Below are 16,841 nucleotides of genomic sequence, written 5' to 3' on the forward strand. Positions count from 1 at the left end.
GACCATTGAACACCTGCATCAGCCACCCGATCGACAATCGTTCCATCGGAGGTTTTTCGTGACATCAGCCCAATCCATGCCCTGCCCGGTTTGCCACGTGCCGCTCGTGATGAGCGAGCGCCAGGGCGTCGAAATCGATTATTGCCCCCAATGCCGTGGCGTGTGGCTGGACCGGGGCGAGCTGGACAAGATTATCGAGCGCGCCAGTGCCGAATTGGCGCCTGCCCCCCCGCCGCAGACCCGCGCCGAGCCTTATCCGCCCCAACCTCAGATCCAGCAGCCGTACCGCGACGAGCGATATCGCGAGCAGGGCTATCGAGACGGCGGCTACCGCTCGCATAAAGGCTATCCCAAGCGGAAGAAGTCGTTCCTCGAAGAGCTGTTCGACTGATCGGGGGCATTCAGCGTCGCGTGCCAGCGCCGTCCACGCCCAGTGCGAGCCGCCGCGCGATGCCGATCCGGTCCAGAAACGCAGCATCGTGGCTCACGACGAGCAAGGCGCCATCATAGTCGGCGAGTGCCTGCTCGAGCAGCTCAATACTCTCAATGTCGAAATGATTGGTCGGCTCATCGAGGATTAAAAGCTGCGGCGGCACCGGCCCGCTTGTGACCACGCACAGGGCGGCGCGCAGCCGCTCGCCGCCGCTCAGCACCGCGACATCCTTCAGGGCATCGCGGTTGCGAAAGGCGAAGCGAGCCAGCGCCTCATGCGCCATGTGCGGGGTCATACCGGGATGCGCGGCCAGCATCGCTGCTTGCAGGGTCTGGCCGGGCCTCAGAAGGTCGGCATGCTGGTCGAGCAGCGCGATCCGGCCCGGCCCGCGATGGATGGTCCCCGCGCTCGGCTCGGCCAGGCCGACCGCCAGGGCCAGAAGGCTGGTCTTGCCACTGCCGTTCGGGCCCGTGATCGCGACGCGCTCCGGCCCGGTCATAGCAAAGGACAGCGGGCCGAACAGCCGGCGCCCGCCCCGTGCCAGCACCACATCCTCAAACCGCAATACCGTGCGATTATGCGGGAGGCCGGCCGATGGCAGATTGATCTGCAGCGGCGTCAGAACCTCGACCTGCGCGCGGGCGGCCTCCAGCGACTGGCTGGCGGCGCCGATCTGGCGCTCGGCCTGATGACGCTCGCGTGCCCCGCTTTGCTCGGCTTGCTCGGCCCGCTTGCCGAGCAGAATGCGCGGCTGATCCCCCCGCGCCCGGGCAGTGCGCCCGGCCTTGTCCCGCCGGGCCTTGCGCTCGGCCTGAGCCTGGGCATCCCGCTGCTGCCGGGCGAGCGTGCGCTGGCTGCGATCCAGCTCGTCCTCGGCCCGTGCGCGCATCGCATCGCGACTCGCCACAAAGGCGCTCCAACCCCCGCCGACGCTGAAGGCCCCGACCGGCGAGAGCTGGACGATCCGGTCCATGCCTTCCAGCAGTGCGCGATCATGGCTGGCTACGAGCGCGCCGCCCGGCCAGCAGGCCAGCAACTCCGCCACCGCGGCCCGGCCGGCGTCGTCGAGATTGTTGGTGGGTTCATCGAGCAGCAGCAGTTCGGGCTCGGCAAGCAGCATCGCCGCCAGCCCGACGCGGGTGCGTTCCCCGCCCGACAGCGTCGCGCAATCGCGATCCAGAGCCGTGCCGGTCAACCCGACATTGGCCAGCGCTCGCTCAAGGCGCTCGGGCAGAGTCCAGTCGGCTTCTGCCGCATCCTCCAGCGATCCCTCGCCCGCGTCGAGGCGCGCAAGTCTCTCCAGCGCATCGGAAAGGCCGAGCGCCTGCGCGACGCTCCCAGCATCCGGCTGGATCTGCCGCAAGGTGCCGATGCGCCCGGTCCGGTGGATCGTCCCCGACTGCGGCGCGCCGCCCTCTGCGATCAATGCGAGCAGGCTCGACTTGCCGGCACCGTTGCGCCCGACAAGGCCCACCCGCTCCCGCCCGATGGCCAGAGTCAGGTCAGAGAAAAGCGCCGTCCCGTCAGGCCGGGCGAGCGTGACGTGATCGAGGGTGAGAAGAGCGGGATTTGGGCCGGGCATGGAACACCTGTGACGAAGGAACAATCGGACGGATGTCCGGTGCCTTGTCCATGATGATGTGCTCCTGCTGGCGTTGAAGGTGCGATGTAAGCGCGATCGTGCGCGGAATCAAATCCGCCGCACCAAGCGCGCGACGAGAAGCATCGCGGCGGGAAAGCTGAGCGCCCACAAGGTGCCCACCCAAATCAGCCACGGCCAGAACATCTGCAGCGCCAGCGCCGGCATCAGGAGGCCGTTGGCGAGCAGGGCTGCATGAGCCGCGCGACCGCCCAGCCCGGCGGGAAGCGCGAAGGCAGCCAGCAGGGAAGCGAGGCTCATCAGAGCATAGCCCAGTAGATCCACTGCGAAGAGAAAGCTGCGATAAGGCAGGAAGAGAAAGGGCTCGATGCCTGCCGTATCGCCGCTGGCCAGTCTCGGCCCGACGAAGGTGAGCTGAACGAAATAGACGAGGCCCGTGAGCGTCGCATACATGATCGCGAAGCCAAAAGCGCTTTGACTGAAGGCCCGGCGCCTCGGCGGCGCGAGCCGATGCAGGGCGGCCATGAGGATCACGAAGGCTGGGCCGAGCAGCAGCGACGGCGTGAGCAGCAGCGCCAGCCCGCGCGCCGTGCTGGCAGCATTGGGGCCGCCGGCAGAGCCAAGCAAGCCAAGCCATTCGAGCAGTTGCCCGCAGACATAAGCGAGGGCGAGCGACGCGCAGGCCAGTGCAGCCGCATAAGCGAGCCGTGCGGCCATCGCGCGGTCCTGCTGCTCTGGTGGATTGCCCATCGTCTGCCGCTCGTCTTCCAACATGTGCAGAAGATAGGTCAGCCCCCACCGCCAGGCTTTGCGCGGGATCAACCGCATCCTCCATATTGCCCGCTGGCGGCGGGGATGCTAACCGCCAACCTCATGCACACGCCGCCTGAAATCATTCACGTTCATGCTCGCCGAGTCTCCTGCGATGGCTCGGGCCACGGCATCCCCGCTGCGCTGGGGCATCCGCGCATCTTCCTGGAGATCGACGAGCATGGCTATGTCGACTGCGGCTATTGCGACCGGCGCTTCGTCCTGGCCGGCGGCCCGGCCGACACCCCGGACATTGTGAACAAACCAGACATTTCGTCCGGCGCCAGCCTCTGAACGGCTGACGACCGAACCGGCGAAGACCGGGCCATCAACGGAGAGGATCGACCGCCCATGCCATTGCATCCCGTGCCGGTCGACGATCCCGCTGCCTGGACCAGTGCCGCAATTGGTGGGCGCGAAGGCTTCACCCATCGGCTTTCCCCGGCGCAACGCGACGCTATCGATCGCGCCGTGCTCCGCGTACGCGGCCGAGTCGCGCATGACATCCGGCGCGAGGATTTCTCCTGCCCTGAAATCGACGCGCTGATGAAGGCAGCACGCTGGCAGCTTTTCCATGGCTGCGGCGCGGTCATTCTCTCCGGGATCGATGCGGGCCGTTACGATCTGGCAGATCATGAGCGGCTCTATTGGGGGCTCGGCACCCATATCGGCGCCGGCGTGGTGCAAAGCCCGCGTGGCGACCATATCGCCCATGTCCAGAAAGAAGAGGGCGGGCCGCCGCGCGGTTACACGTCCGATCTGGAACTGCGCTCCCATACCGATTTTCACGAAGTCCTCTCGCTCTACGGCCTTCGTGCCTCGGCGCAGGGCGGCGAGAGTGGTGCTGTCAGCCTGCTCGCCATCCACAACATCATGGCCCGCGAGCGACCCGATCTTCTCGCCCGTCTCTACGAGGGCCATTATATCGACTGGCCGCAGCGGCCGCAGCCTCACGAAGAGGCGCTGCCTTTCTTCTGGACATTGGATGGCAAGACGAGCGGGTTCAACAACCGCGTGTTCCTGCGCCATGGCCGCGAGCCGGAGAAGCTGCCTGCTGCATTCCGCGAGGCGCTTGCCCTGTTCGATGAGATCGCGCTGCGGCCCGATGTCCGCGCCGATTTCGTGCTGCAGCCCGGCGAGATGTTCTTCTGGCACAATTTCCTCGTGCTGCACTCGCGCCAGCAATTCCATGACACGCCCGATGCGCGCCGCCTGCTGCTGCGCCTGTGGCTGAACATTCCGGACGGACGGCCGATTCATCCCGCCATGCGCAGCCTGACGGCGGAGATTGATGCATATCATGGCGGGGTTGCGGTGCCGGCCTAGGAGGGACCGATCATCTTGGGAGGACGGCCCATGCCTCGTATCTTGCTCGCTCTTCTGTGTTTTCTCATCGCGATGCCCGCGCAGGCCAGCACGCCCTGGTCCCGCCCGGCGGCAACAATGCTGCTGGATTATGGCCGGAAGATCGACTCGCACGGCCTCGATCCGCGCGATTATGAGTTGGACCGGCTCAGCACTGCCCTTGGCACTGGAGACCAGCGCGGTCTGGATATCGCCGCGACGCGCAGCTTTGCCTTGATGGCCCGCGACCTCGCCAATGGCCGGGTGCCTGTCGACCAGCGCCGCCTCTCCTATTTCCGCACCCCCAATCTCAGCCCGGACGCGGTGCTCGCCCTGATCGACCGCGCGCTGAGCAGCGGCGATATCGCTGCCGAGCTGGACCGGCTGGCCCCTGCCCATCCCGATTATCGCAGACTCCGCGCCGCACTGCTGAGCCTGCCCGCCGATGCAGCCGCAGACCGCGCCAGGCTGCGCGCCAATCTCGAACGCTGGCGCTGGCTGCCCCGCAACTTGGGTCCGCGCTATCTGATTGTGAACGTGCCGGAATATGTGGCACAACTGGTCGATCGCGGTGCCGTGCTGGCCACGCACCGGGTGATCGTGGGCAAACCCGGCACGCCGACGCCCCAATTCACCACCACCGCCACTGGGGTCATCCTCAACCCGACGTGGACCGTGCCGCAGTCGATCGTGCGCGAGAGCGTCGGTGCGCTCATCCGCTCCCGACCGGCGACGGCCCGCGCGCGGGGCTATAGCTGGACCCAGCAGGGCGGCAGCCTGCAGGTCGTGCAGCAGCCTGGGCCGGGCAATGCGCTGGGGCAGATGAAGATCGACATGCCCAACCCGCTCGCCATCTTCCTGCACGATACGCCGAGCAAGAGCCTGTTCGAGAAGGAAGAGCGCACCTTCAGCCACGGCTGTGTGCGCACGGACCAACCGTTCGACCTCGCCGTGGAAATGCTCACCGGCACGGACTGGAGTCGAGCGCGAATCGACGCTGCGGTCGCCGCCGGAACCACCGTGACGGCCAGGTTGTCCGCCCCGATTCCGGTCTACATCGTCTACATGACCGCGCGCGCCGATGCGAAGGGTCGGCTCAACAGGTTCGACGATGTCTATGGGCTGGATAGCGATATTGCCGCGGCCCTCGGCGCCGGCAGCCTCGCCGCAACCCGGCAACTCTCCAGCATGGGATGTCTGGCCGGCTAGGCGCCCCGTAACACGCTCGGCAGTGGCGGCGCCTTACACCTTATCGGCGTAAAGCATCCGGCCGGGGCCGAGCCAGTCGAGCAAGGGGTTGATCTGCGTTTCGCTGACGGCAAAGCAGCCCTCGCTGCGCCCCAGCTTGCCGAGGCGCTTCACCATGTCGTCATTGCTGTACCAGGCGCCGTGAATCACGATGGCGCGCGATTCGGCATTGTCGTTGCTCGTCTCCAGCCCGATCAGCCGCTGCGAGCGGCCGTGCTGGCCGGTGTAATGAGCGCCGGTAAGATAAGCCCCGCGCGAGCTGGCGTTGGAGCCGGGCGCATTGCTGAAGCTGTGCAGGAAGCCGCTATGCGCCGGATCGGACCCACGCCCGTGCGCGACGGTCAGCAGCCGGTGGAGGCCGCTCTCGCGATCGACCAGCAACATCCGCGCGGCGGCCGAGGGCAGCGAGAAGTCCACGACGACGAACCGGTCGCGCAACTTGACGCTATACTGGTCCATGGCCGCTTCCGCCTTGGCAACGAGCTTGGCCCATTGCGGCGGCGTGCGCACGGCGGCGCGCACACTGGCAGGCACCAGAGCAGCCGATGCGGCCGCTCCAGCGAGCGTAAGAAACTGACGGCGATGCACAACGGACATGACGGCTCTTTTCGATCAATCGATGATTGCAACGCGCCCCGCATCCCGTCCCCACGGAGGCTTCGATAGATCGGAAAATAGGGGAAGAGCCCTCATTTGCCAAGTCCCGTGCGGTGCATCGTGCCTTTCGATGGCCGCACGTTGGGGAAGAAAACCCCACGACCTGACCACCCCGTGCTCCTGCGAAGGCAGGAGCCTAGGGCGCATGGGACCGCCTAAACCGCCCTGGGCTCCTGCCTTCGCAGGAGCACGTAGTGGGTGGGTGGAGAGCATTTGATCGCCTCAAACGGGCCGACGCGGGACATGATTATCTCGGCTGGCGGCGGCCCGTGACCAGCCGAGCCGGATGCACACCGCACCCAGCCCGCCTCTTCACCCCTTCATCCCTCGAGCTGCTTCTGCAGCGTGCGGATATCCGCATCCATCTCGGGATTATCGAGACGCATCGCCTCGATGGTCTTCACGGCGTGGATCACCGTGCTGTGGTCCCGTCCACCGAACACGCGGCCGATTTCCGGCAGCGAGCGCGGCGTGAGCTTCTTGGCCAGATACATCGCCACCTGACGCGGACGTGCAACCGCACGGGCGCGACGCTGTGAGCGCATTTCGGACTGGTCGATCCGGTAATGAGCCGCGCACAGCTTCTGGATCTCGTCGATGGTGATGCGCCGGTGGCTGGCTCGCAGCGATTCGGCCAACATCGACTGTGCCAGTTCGGTGGTGATCGCCTTGTCGACGAGCTGGGCATAAGCCACCAGCTTATTAAAGGCGCCCTCCAGCTCCCGAATGCTGGTGCGGATGGCCCCGGCGAGCAGGGCGATGACGTCGTCCGGCACCGCAATGTCCGCCACTGCTTCGCGCCGCGCTTCCAGAATTTTCATGCGCAGCTCGAGGCCTGCAGGCTGGATGTCGGCGACCAGCCCGCCGGCGAGGCGGGACAGGATGCGCGGATCGACCGAGCCAAGCTGCTGGGGCGGCCGATCGGCGGCGATCGCGATCCGCGCACCGGCATCGATGAGATCGTTGAGCGTATGGAGGAATTCCTCCTGTGTCGGCCCCTTGCCGGCGATGAACTGGATGTCGTCGACCAGCAGCATCCGTGCTTCGCGCAGCCGGGCCTTGAACGAGAAGGTGTCGTTGGCGCGAATCGCCGCCACGAACTCGTTCATGAACCGCTCGGCCGACATATAGAGGATCGCCCCCTCCCTCGGCGGCGCACCGGTGCTGCCGCCAAGCGTCTCGCCATAGGCCTGCGCAATGGCGTGGAGGAGGTGCGTTTTGCCAAAGCCGGTCGGGCCGTGGATGAACAGCGGATTGAAGGCCGGGCGGGTCGCGCCGGCCATGGCCTTGGCAGCCGACGCCGCCAGCACATTGCTCTCGTCCGTCATGAAGCCGGCGAAATCGTGACGCGGCTCGAAGCGTTGCGCAGCGCGCCGCCCCGCCGACTCGCGGTTGGTCGATGCGTCTTGCGAGGACGCAAGCGCCCGCGCCGACTGGCCCGGACGCGCCGTGCTCTCCTGTGGGCGGAAGCCGCGCGGGGTGACCGGCACCGTTTCAGGCGCCTCGCTGGCGCGAACGATGCGCAGGTCATGCACGCCGACGGGCGTCGTGCGCCAGGCCAGTGCGATCCGCGTGGCGAAATTGCTGGAGACATAGCTCGCCGCGAATTCCGACGGCGCCTCGATATCGAGCGTGCCGGACTGGGCGCAGAAGCTGCCCAGCCGCAACGGCCGAATCCATTGATCGAACAGGCGAACCCCGACGGCCCTGCGCAGCCCCGCGCGGATCTCCGTCCATGCCTGTTCCAGCGCCTCCCGCTCGGGCTGCTCGCCGATGTCGGCTGGCCCGATGCCGTCGGCAACGCTGCTGAAATGTTGCTGATTCACGTGTTGCCCCATGTCTTCCCGATCCCGATCGTCCTACTCCTCGCAGGTGATCTGCTGTCACACGCTGGACGCGAAAATCCCTCGCGGGAGTGCCCCTCCCACGTCCAGTGTTCAACTCAGACCGCTGTATGACGAGGCTACGATTCGAGCCCCGCCGAGGGCAAGTTGTGGCAGTGCTCGCCCCCCCGATCAAGCACGCCCTCTGTCAAAAATCTGAAATAAAATGCTTGACCACGGAATCCCGACCGGAAGGACGGTTAAACAGATAAACCACTGATATTTATCATGTTTTTCCAGCCTTGGGAGCCCAGAATTGGCTGCGCCCGCTGCGAATCGTTGGGATTCCGAAGATCAGGTCGCGGCGCTCCTGCGCCCCGAAAGTTTAACCGCTCGGACACCATTTGCGCTTGTCCTCTTCTTGTTCTCACGCGGCTCGCTCAGCGCGCTCCGAAGGGTTCCACTGAGGCCTGCGACTCGGACCAGCCACCACCCAATGCCTTGTGGAGCGCAATCGCAGCCTGCACCGCCCCCGCCTGCGCGCGGTTCAGCTGCTGCATCGCGGACTGGCGCGCCAGAGCGGCCCGCGCCAGGGCGAGCCGGTCGTCCTCGCCAGCGGCCTGGCGGCGGGACACCAGCGCATAGGCAGCCTCTTCCCGCGCCAGCGTCTCGCGTGCTGCGGTGAGCCCCTCCACGCTGCGGTCGAATCGATTGATCGAGTCTTCACTGTCCGCCAGCGCGCCGACCACGGCGCCATCATAGCGGGCCGCCGCTGCCTGCGCGCGCGCATCGGCCGCGCGCACCATCGCCCGCGCCCGCCCGCCGTTAAACAGCGGCCAGAACAGGCCGCCCCCGCCCTGCAGCCGGGTGCTGTCCCCGCTCACCAGATCGCCGATCGCGCGGGCCTGCTGGCCGACAGCCAGGCTGAGCGACAGGCGCGGGAACAGATCGGCCCGCGCCGCGCCGATGTCGGCCGTGGCTGCCGCCAGCTCCCGCTCGGCGCCGAGAATGTCCGGCCGACGCCGCAACAGCTCGGAGGGCAAGCCCGCCGCAATGGCGGGCGGCGGCGCAGGAATGGCGCCCGGCTGCTCCAGTTGCGGGACCAGCGCCGCGGGTTCGTTGCCGGCCAGCCGCGCCACCTGCACCGCTGCGCTCCGCACGCCGGCTTGCGCCTGCGTTACCGCCAGCCGGGCGGTCTCGGCCTCGCCCCGCGCGCGGCCCGCATCGATGGCATTGGCTTCGCCAGCACGCTCCAGCAGCCCCGCCAGATCGGCAAGCTGCGTGCGCGCGGCCAGCATGTCCTGCGCGACCGCAAGATCCGCCTGCGCCTGCCGCAGACCGACATAGGCCCGGGCCAGCTCCGCGATGAGCTGCATCCGCGCCGCTTGCACCGAGAGCGCCGCCGCCTCGCTACGCGCCTGCGCGGCCTCACTCTGGCGCGCCTGCCGGCCCCACAGATCAAGCTCCCAGCTGGCATCGAAGCCGACATCGAACAGCGGGAAGTCCCGCGCGAAACCGGGAATCTGGCCCACCGGCATCTGGCCATTCTCGCTCAGCACAACCTGATTGCCGCTCGCGCTCGTCGTTACCTGCGGCAGGCGCCCGCCGCGCACGGCGTCGCGATTCGCCCGCGCCTCCGCGACCCGCGCCTGTGCCTCGCGCAGATCGGGATTGCCGGCCAGCATTTGCTCGACCAGTCCGTTGAGCATGGGATCGTGCAACTGCTCCCACCACCGCTCGGCCTTCACGGCGCCTGTCCCAGCCTCGCCCAGCCAGCGATCCGCCAGTTGGGTCTGCGGCGGCGCATAGGCGGGACCGAGCGCACAGGCGGAGAGCAGCAGCGGTGCCAGCGCAGCGCCGGCGAGCGGAGGGAGAGGGGTAACACGCATGGACTTCACTCCATTCGGGCACGGAACAGCCAGGCCGCCGCACTCAGAGAGACGAGGGCTATGATGCCAAGCGGCCAGAGCTGATGAAAAACGACGGCGGCGGGCATGGCCTTCAAGAACAGGCCCTGCACGATGATGAGGAAATAGCGGACCGGATCGGCGTGCGTAATGATCTGCAACCAGTCCGGCATATTCTCGATCGGCGCGGCATAGCCGGAGAGCAGGATGAGCGGCACGGTGACGATGAACGAGCCGAGAAACGCCTGCTGCTGCGTCATCGACATGGCCGAAACGAGCAGACCCAGGCCGATGAGGGCAAGCTGGTAGAACAGCATCGCGATGAGGAAGAGCAGGAAGGAGCCGGTGAAAGGCACACCGAAGGCAACCTGCGCCACCACCAGAAACAACACGCCATTGACCATGCCGACCAAGAGCGGCGGCACCATCATGCCGATGAGAATCTCATGCACCCGCATGGGCGAGACCATCAGCTGATCGAACGTCCCAAGTTCCCGCTCGCGCGCCACGGCCTGCGAGGTGATGGCGATGCCGGCGATGGAGATGATCAGCGCCACCAGCCCCGGCAGGGTGAACCACATATAATCGAGGCTGGGATTGTACCAATGCGTCACCGCGCTGCCGCCGGCCATGCGCGCACTGATCGGCGCCAGTTCCGCGCCATAGCCCGCCGCGATCTGGTTCACATAGCCCGCGACGATCTGTGCGGCATTGGACCGGCGGCCATCCAGCACCAGGCCCAGCGTGGCGCTTTGGCCTCGGGCCAGCCGCTGGTCGAAATCCTCCTGAATGACGAGCGCCGCAAGCACCTTTTGCTCGTCGATCGCCTCTTCCATCGCCGCCATGGAGGGCAGCACGATGACGTCCCGAAAGCGCGGACTGCCCTCAATGCGCTGGAGCAATTCCTGCGCATGGCCGCCGCCGGAACGATCGACGAGGCCGATGTCGACATTCTTGACGTCCAGCGTGGTGGCGAAGGTGAAAATCAGCAACTGAATCAGCGGCGGCAGCACGAGCACGATGCGCGACTTGGGATCGCGCAGCAGCGCCCAGATTTCCTTGACGATCATCGCGCGCAGGCGGGTGAAGCGGGCGGCCATCAGTCAAGGCTCCGCCGCGTCGCGCGGAAGCAGAGGATGAAGAACAGCAGGCCAAAGCCCAGCATGATGAGGATGTTGGGCAGGATGATCGCCCAGATGTCGCCGGCCATGAACACGGTTTGCAGCGCGGGAATGAGGTAGCGCGCCGGCACGGCATAGGTCAGCGCCTGGATCGGCCAGGGCATCGACCCGATCTCGAAGATAAAGCCGGAGAGCAGGAAGGTCGGGAGGAAGGAGGCGAGCAACGCCACCTGACTCGCCACGAACTGGTTGCGCGTCGTCGCCGAGATGAACAGCCCCAGCCCCAGCGCCGGCAGCAGAAAGGCGGCAGCGATGGCGAACAGGGCAAAGATCGACCCGTGGAAGGGCAGCCCGAAGGCGGTCACGGCAATCACCGTGCACAGCGCCATGGAGACCATGCCGAGCAGGAAATAGGGCAGCACCTTGGAGAGGATGAACTCGGTCATCCGCATCGGCGTGGCCAGCAGCGCCTCCATGGTGCCGCGCTCCCATTCACGCGCGACGACCAGTGCAGTGAGCAGCGTCCCGATCATCGTCATCACGATGGCGATGGCGCCGGGCACGAGGAAATAGCGGCTCTGCAGGCCCGGATTGAACCACATGCGCTGGGAGACATCGATGGGCGGCGCAGCCCGGCGCCCGAGGCGCATCCCCTGCTCGTCGGCCATCCATGTCTGGCGCACCCCCTCGGCATAGCTGGCGACGAAGTTCGCCTGATTGGGCTGAGTGCCATCGGTGACGATCTGGATCGGCCGCGGCTTCCCCTGCGCCATGGCCCGGCCGAAATCGGGCGGAATGACGACGAAACCACGGATCGCCCCCTGCTGCATCAGCGCGCGGGCGGGCAGCACGGCATTGAGCGGGGTGACCCGGAAATAGGGCGAATGGGCATAGGCCTGCGCCAGCCGCGCGGCCGGCGCGCTTTCATCCTGCACGACCAAAGCGATCTTGGTGTCGCGCGGATCGAGGGAAATCGCATAGCCAAAGAGGAAGAGCAGCAGCAGCGGCATCGCAAAGGCGATGAGGAAGGTCGAAGGGTCGCGCCGGATCTGGGCATATTCCTTGACGATCAGCGCCAGCAGCCGGCGGCGCGAAGAGCCTGCCATTGCGCCGGCACGCGCCTCCACCTGCGCCAGCGTCGGGTCGGGATCGGTCCTGCTCATGCCGCGGCCTCCGCCTCCCGGTGGGCGTCGGACGCCTCGATGAGGGCGATGAACGCATCCTCCATCGTGGGATCATCCTTGCCGGTCAGTTCGCCGGCTTTCGCCTTGAGCGAGTCGGGCGGGCCGCTGGCGATCTGCCGTGCGCGATAGATGAGCGTCACATCGTCGCAATATTCGGCCTCGTCCATGAAATGGGTGGTGACCAGTACCGTGACGCCACGCCGGACTAGTCCGTTGATATGCGTCCAGAACTCGCGCCGCATCACCGGATCGACACCGGATGTCGGCTCATCGAGGAACAGCACCGGCGGCTCGTGCATCACCGCGCAGGCCAGAGCGAGGCGCTGCTTGAAGCCGAGCGGCAGCGTCCCGGCATTGCGCTTGAGGTTGCCGCCGAGCTCGAAAATGTCCGTCACCCGCTCGATCGCCGCGCGCGCCTGCCCGCCGGACAGATCATAAGCGCCCGCGAAGAAGTCGAGATTCTGGGCGACCGACAGATCACCATAGAGCGAGAATTTCTGCGCCATATAGCCCAGCGATCCGCGGGCCTGTGCGGCGGCCCGGCGCAAATCGTGCCCGGCCACCGATCCGCTGCCCTCGCTCGGCGTGAGCAGGCCACACAGCATCTTGAACGTGGTCGATTTGCCGGCGCCATTTGGCCCCAGCAGGCCGAAAATTCGGCCACGCGGAACAGTGAAGCTCACATCGCGCGCCGCTGTGAAGTCGCCAAATCTTTTGGTCAGCCCCCTGGCTTCGATGGCCGGTGCATCACTGGCGGGAATCTCGCGATAGGCCGCCGCCAGCGCGCTGGTCCCCTCCGGCCCGCCCCCCAGCCGCTCGATGAACCCGTCCTCGAAGCGCGCGGGCGCACGCGACACCTGCGTTTCCGGCCCCATATCGAGCGCGTCGGCATCCGGCACCGGATGGCCCTCGCCGATGAGCAGGCGGATCGCGCGGCCCTGCAAGGTGCCGTCGATCACGTCCGGCCGGTCGAGCGCGCGGGTGAGCGCCTGCCGCCGGCGCTCGGCGAAACCAGTGACCCGAATCACGCGGTCGCTGATCGCATCGGTCAGGGTGGCCGGCGGGCCCGTGAACAGCGTCCGGCCGTCGCTCAGCAGATACACCGTGTCGCACAGCTCGGCCTCATCGAGATAGGCGGTGGACCAGAGCACGCCGATGCCCTCCTTGGTCAGCTCGGCAACCATGGCCCACAGCTCGCGGCGGCTGATCGGATCGACGCCCACGCCCGGCTCGTCGAGCAACAGCAATGGCGGCGTGCTCACCAGCGCGCAGGCCAAGCCCAGCTTCTGCTTCATGCCACCCGAGAGCTTGCCGGCCGGGCGCGCCTGAAAGCGGGCAAGGTCGGTGAATTCGAGGAGGCGCTTGAAGACGCTCTCCTGCGCATCGCGCGGCAGGCCCCGCATCTCGGCATAAAGGACGAGATTCTCGCGCACGGTTAGGTCTTCATAGAGGCCGAAGCGCTGCGGCATGTAGCCGATCGAATCAAGGCGATCGGCAGGCGGCGCGCCGAGAATGGAAACGGTGCCTTCATCCGCCCGCATCAACCCGGCCAGCACGCGAATCAACGTTGTCTTGCCGGCACCATCCGGCCCCACCAGCCCGGTAACCTTGCCCGGCACCACAACCAAATCGACCCCGCCGAGCGCGCGCGTGTCGCCGAACGCTTTCACGATCCCCGTGGCCGTCGCAACCGGCTGGCCATCGCCAGCGACTGGCGCGAGGTCACTCATATCGGCCTACCGCCGTTATTCCGTCGCGATGGCGACGTCCCGCGCATGGTCAGCGCTTCGCTACAGGAGCGGCATCGGCGATGGAGACGCTCACCGGCTGGCCCTGCCGCAGCTTGCCGTCCGGATGATCCACGACGATCCGCAAGCGATAGACCAAGTCGGTGCGCAGGTCGCTCGTCTCCACCGTCTTGGGGGTGAATTCCGCGCGCGGCGAAATATAGCCGATGATGCCGGAATAGGATTTGGGGTTGCCGTCCGCCGTGATCGTGACCGTCATGCCCGGGGCTATCCGGCTGAGCTGGTTCTCCGCCACATAGGCCCGCACGCGCACCGGGCGATCGATGGCCAGCGTGAAGACGGTTTCGCCCGGCGCCACGATCGCGCCGGGTTCGCGCGCACGGGTCACCACCACACCATCCACGCTCGCGAGCAGGCGGGCGTCATCGAGATCGGTGCCAACGCCCTTGCGGGATGCCTCTGCCGCCTGCAGCGCCGCGCGCGCCGCCTCGATATCTTCGCGCCGCGCGCCGGTGCGCACCAGGGTCAGCGCCGCCTGCGCTTCAGCGAGCTGGGCATTAGCGCGATCGCGCATGGCGACGGTCGATTCCCACACATCGCGGCTGATTGCGCCCGGGGCGACCAGCGGCTGCCGGCGTTCATAGTCGCGCTGGGCATCGCGCGCCGCCGCCTGCGCTGCCGCAAAGCGAGCCTGCGCCTGAGCGACATCTTCCGGCCGACTGCCGCGCTGGAGCTTGAGCAGTTCCGCGCGAGCCTGCGCCACGCGCGCATCGGACTGGGCGACGGCGCTATCGATGGAGGCCCGGTCCAGCTCGGCCAGCAGCATGCCCTGCTTGACCCGCTGGCCTTCCTCGACCGGGATCTGCGCGATCCGTCCGCCGACCCGGAAGCCGAGATCCACTTCCCGAATGTCGACATTGCCATAGAGCGTCAGAGGCCCGTCATCCCGCCCCAGCAGCCCGAAGCCGCGCGTGCTCACGGCAGCGATCAGCATGACGGTGACGATGATGAGCACGATCAGGCGCTGGCGGGTCATGGCGTCATTCCTCGGTGAGCAGGGTTTCGGCGGACTTGAGCAGGCTGGCGACCAGCGCCTCGCCCGTGGCGGAATCGAGATCGGGCACTTGCATGGTCCGCACCACGCAGGCGCGGCCGAGGCGCAAAATCAGCGCCATGCCCATGATATGGAGGATCAGCGGGCGGCGCTCCGCTTCCGCGAGCGAGGGCCGTGCGACCGCGGAGAGAAGAATCGCGGTCTCCACCAGCGGCCCTATCAATCCATCGTAGAGGCGCGTGAAGGCCTCGGTCGGGTGCTGCTGCTCGCGGGCCACGAACTGCGCAAAGGTCGCCGAGCGCGACGAGAGCAGGAAGCGCGCCAGCGTCTCCAGCAGCGCCAGCATCTGTGTGCGGGCCTGCGCGGGCGTCTGCGGTGGCTGCTTCTCGATGATGGCGATCAGCGGCGCGTAGATACTCCCCACGACGGAGGCGATATGGTCGGCGCAGGCGAGGTAGAGCCCTTCCTTGGAGCCGAAATGATAGGTGATCGAGGACATCGCCGTCCCGCTGGCGCGGGCAATCTCTCGCGTGCTGGCCCCATCGAAGCCGAAGCGGCCGAATTGCTCAAGAGCTGCCTCGATAATCTGCAACGGAAGATCGCTTCTTGCAGGACTTTCCGTGTCCACGGATGCGGCCCCGATATCCGTCGCGAGCGCTTTCTTGCGCGTGCGGGTTACGGCCTCATGCATTTTTCTTTGCCCGTCGTGGCGTGGCGGACGTGCTGGTGGCACGTACCTGAACCGCTCGATCTCGACATCCTTCGTCGAGTGGCGTTCAACGATGACCAGCACAATGACGATGGAGACCGCATGAAGGATATTTGTTCGATCGAACGAACAATGTCAAATGGTGAGAGTAACCATCCGGAAGGCTAGGTTGAAGCGCTGTGACGCCCTAGCGATCCGTAGGAGCCTCCTCCTCGCGCCCCTCAACAGGTTGACCCAGCGTGGCCTTTGAATCCGGCGCATCCGTCTTGGCACGGGCCTGCCCCTTGCGGCGGCGCAGATTGGCCCGCAGCGCTTCGGCGAGCCGGCGTTGGCGGTCGGAGGGCGGGGTACTCATGCTCCTGCTTTACGAATCCGGCTTTTACGCTGCAAGTCGCCTTGACAAGGCCAGACGGTAAGGCCATAGGCGCGGCCTTGCTGACGCGGGGTCCCCCTGCGAACGGCAGTGCTGCCGTAGCTCAGTGGTAGAGCGCATCCTTGGTAAGGCTGAGGTCGCGAGTTCAATCCTCGCCGGCAGCACCATTTTCCCCATTTGCTGTGAAGAACCCAGAGCCAGCCCGTGAAGGGTGGTTGCGGGCCACGAGAAATCATCGACTTACGGTATATGAGTGGCGCTGCAGACACACCTCACCCCGGTGAGTAAACGTGTAATCGACGTTTATTTGCCCCCTCCCCATCGCTCCCTACCTTTCAAGCACGGTTCAAAACATCTGAAAGGTATCCGTCATGAAGTCATCACTGCTTTACACCGCTGCGTTGCTGCTGAGCGGCGGCATTGCTGTGCCAGCCATGGCGCAGGACACCACAGCGCCGGCCACTGCACAGCCGGCGGCCCCCGCGTCGCCCGCCTCGCCCGCAGCGCCGGCTTCTCCTGCCACGCCGGCCGCACCGGCTACGGCAGCGGCTCCCACGAGCTTTACGGACGCGGAGCTGGTCGGCTTTGCCAAGGCCGCTATCCAAGCGGACAAGATCCAGAAGGACGCAACGGTCGCTGCGGACGCCAAGCAGGAGCAGATGCTCGCCGCCGTGCAGTCCAATGGCCTGACGCCGGCGCGCTACAACGAGATTGCCCAGGCGACCCGGACCAATCCGGATCTCGTGAAGAAGATTCAGGAACTGGCCTCGGCCGACATGGCGACGCAGCAGCCGGCGACCGCGAATCCTTAAGACGCGGCGCGCACAACG

Annotated in this window: 16 protein-coding genes and 1 tRNA gene; 6 read left to right on the forward strand and 11 right to left on the reverse strand. The window is 66.6% G+C overall.

Annotated features, from left to right (window positions below; all coding sequences use genetic code 11):
- Positions 1-76: 76 nt before the first annotated feature.
- A complete protein-coding gene (locus tag M2333_RS13100; RefSeq protein ID WP_264612624.1) occupies positions 77-391 on the forward strand; it encodes a zf-TFIIB domain-containing protein in 315 nt (104 codons plus the stop codon).
- A gap of 10 nt (positions 392-401) precedes the next feature.
- On the opposite strand, the gene M2333_RS13105 is transcribed toward M2333_RS13100, so the two are convergent.
- Both M2333_RS13105 and M2333_RS13110 read right to left on the reverse strand, forming a co-directional pair.
- Positions 402-2,015: an ABC-F family ATP-binding cassette domain-containing protein gene (locus M2333_RS13105; protein ID WP_264612050.1), complete on the reverse strand. Its 1,614-nt coding sequence runs from the start codon at positions 2,013-2,015 to the stop codon at positions 402-404.
- Positions 2,016-2,123: 108 nt separating this feature from the next.
- Entirely contained in the window at positions 2,124-2,855 is a 732-nt protein-coding gene (locus tag M2333_RS13110) for a hypothetical protein (protein WP_264612051.1), read from the reverse strand.
- Positions 2,856-2,906: 51 nt separating this feature from the next.
- On the opposite strand from M2333_RS13110, the gene M2333_RS13115 reads away from it, so the two are divergent.
- From M2333_RS13115 to M2333_RS13125, 3 genes are read left to right on the forward strand one after another with little or no spacing between them, the layout of a single operon-like run.
- Positions 2,907-3,137: a zinc-finger domain-containing protein gene (locus M2333_RS13115; protein WP_181561563.1), complete on the forward strand. Its 231-nt coding sequence runs from the start codon at positions 2,907-2,909 to the stop codon at positions 3,135-3,137.
- A 57-nt stretch (positions 3,138-3,194) separates the two neighbouring features.
- Entirely contained in the window at positions 3,195-4,169 is a 975-nt protein-coding gene (locus M2333_RS13120) for a TauD/TfdA family dioxygenase (RefSeq protein WP_264612052.1), read from the forward strand.
- Between the two features lie 30 nt (positions 4,170-4,199).
- Positions 4,200-5,396 carry a L,D-transpeptidase family protein gene (locus M2333_RS13125; protein ID WP_264612053.1) on the forward strand — a complete coding sequence of 399 codons (1,197 nt, stop codon included), beginning with the start codon at positions 4,200-4,202 and terminating at the stop codon, positions 5,394-5,396.
- Positions 5,397-5,429: 33 nt separating this feature from the next.
- Here M2333_RS13125 and M2333_RS13130 read toward each other — a convergent pair whose 3' ends face one another.
- From M2333_RS13130 to M2333_RS13170, 9 genes are all read right to left on the reverse strand, one after another.
- Positions 5,430-6,032: a murein L,D-transpeptidase catalytic domain family protein gene (locus M2333_RS13130; RefSeq protein WP_181560981.1), complete on the reverse strand. Its 603-nt coding sequence runs from the start codon at positions 6,030-6,032 to the stop codon at positions 5,430-5,432.
- A 380-nt stretch (positions 6,033-6,412) separates the two neighbouring features.
- Positions 6,413-7,930 (reverse strand): chromosomal replication initiator protein DnaA, encoded by a 1,518-nt coding sequence (gene dnaA / locus M2333_RS13135; protein WP_264571600.1) that lies wholly within the window; start codon positions 7,928-7,930, stop codon positions 6,413-6,415.
- Positions 7,931-8,355: 425 nt separating this feature from the next.
- Positions 8,356-9,804 carry an efflux transporter outer membrane subunit gene (locus M2333_RS13140; protein WP_264612054.1) on the reverse strand — a complete coding sequence of 483 codons (1,449 nt, stop codon included), beginning with the start codon at positions 9,802-9,804 and terminating at the stop codon, positions 8,356-8,358.
- 5 nt (positions 9,805-9,809) lie between these two features.
- The gene (locus tag M2333_RS13145) at positions 9,810-10,922 is read right to left on the reverse strand and encodes an ABC transporter permease (RefSeq protein WP_264612055.1); all 1,113 of its coding nucleotides are present in this window, start codon (positions 10,920-10,922) and stop codon (positions 9,810-9,812) included.
- Entirely contained in the window at positions 10,922-12,106 is a 1,185-nt protein-coding gene (locus M2333_RS13150; protein WP_264612056.1) for an ABC transporter permease, read from the reverse strand. The genes M2333_RS13145 and M2333_RS13150 overlap by 1 nt, the downstream gene beginning before the upstream one ends.
- Complete coding sequence (locus tag M2333_RS13155) at positions 12,103-13,857, reverse strand: ATP-binding cassette domain-containing protein (protein WP_264612057.1); 1,755 nt, start codon at positions 13,855-13,857, stop codon at positions 12,103-12,105. The genes M2333_RS13150 and M2333_RS13155 overlap by 4 nt, the downstream gene beginning before the upstream one ends.
- A gap of 49 nt (positions 13,858-13,906) precedes the next feature.
- Positions 13,907-14,911, reverse strand: coding sequence for an HlyD family efflux transporter periplasmic adaptor subunit (locus M2333_RS13160; RefSeq protein WP_264612058.1), 1,005 nt, complete (start codon positions 14,909-14,911; stop codon positions 13,907-13,909).
- Positions 14,912-14,915: 4 nt separating this feature from the next.
- Positions 14,916-15,620, reverse strand: a complete 705-nt coding sequence (locus M2333_RS13165) for a CerR family C-terminal domain-containing protein (protein WP_264574055.1) — start codon at positions 15,618-15,620, stop codon at positions 14,916-14,918.
- Positions 15,621-15,825: 205 nt separating this feature from the next.
- Positions 15,826-15,993, reverse strand: coding sequence for a hypothetical protein (locus tag M2333_RS13170; protein ID WP_264612059.1), 168 nt, complete (start codon positions 15,991-15,993; stop codon positions 15,826-15,828).
- A 110-nt stretch (positions 15,994-16,103) separates the two neighbouring features.
- On the opposite strand from M2333_RS13170, the gene M2333_RS13175 reads away from it, so the two are divergent.
- Positions 16,104-16,178, forward strand: a tRNA-Thr gene (locus M2333_RS13175).
- 204 nt (positions 16,179-16,382) lie between these two features.
- The gene (locus tag M2333_RS13180) at positions 16,383-16,823 is read left to right on the forward strand and encodes a DUF4168 domain-containing protein (RefSeq protein WP_264571608.1); all 441 of its coding nucleotides are present in this window, start codon (positions 16,383-16,385) and stop codon (positions 16,821-16,823) included.
- Positions 16,824-16,841: the final 18 nt, after the last annotated feature.

It is taken from the genome of Sphingobium sp. B11D3B (genome assembly GCF_025961735.1).
Taxonomy (GTDB): domain Bacteria; phylum Pseudomonadota; class Alphaproteobacteria; order Sphingomonadales; family Sphingomonadaceae; genus Sphingobium.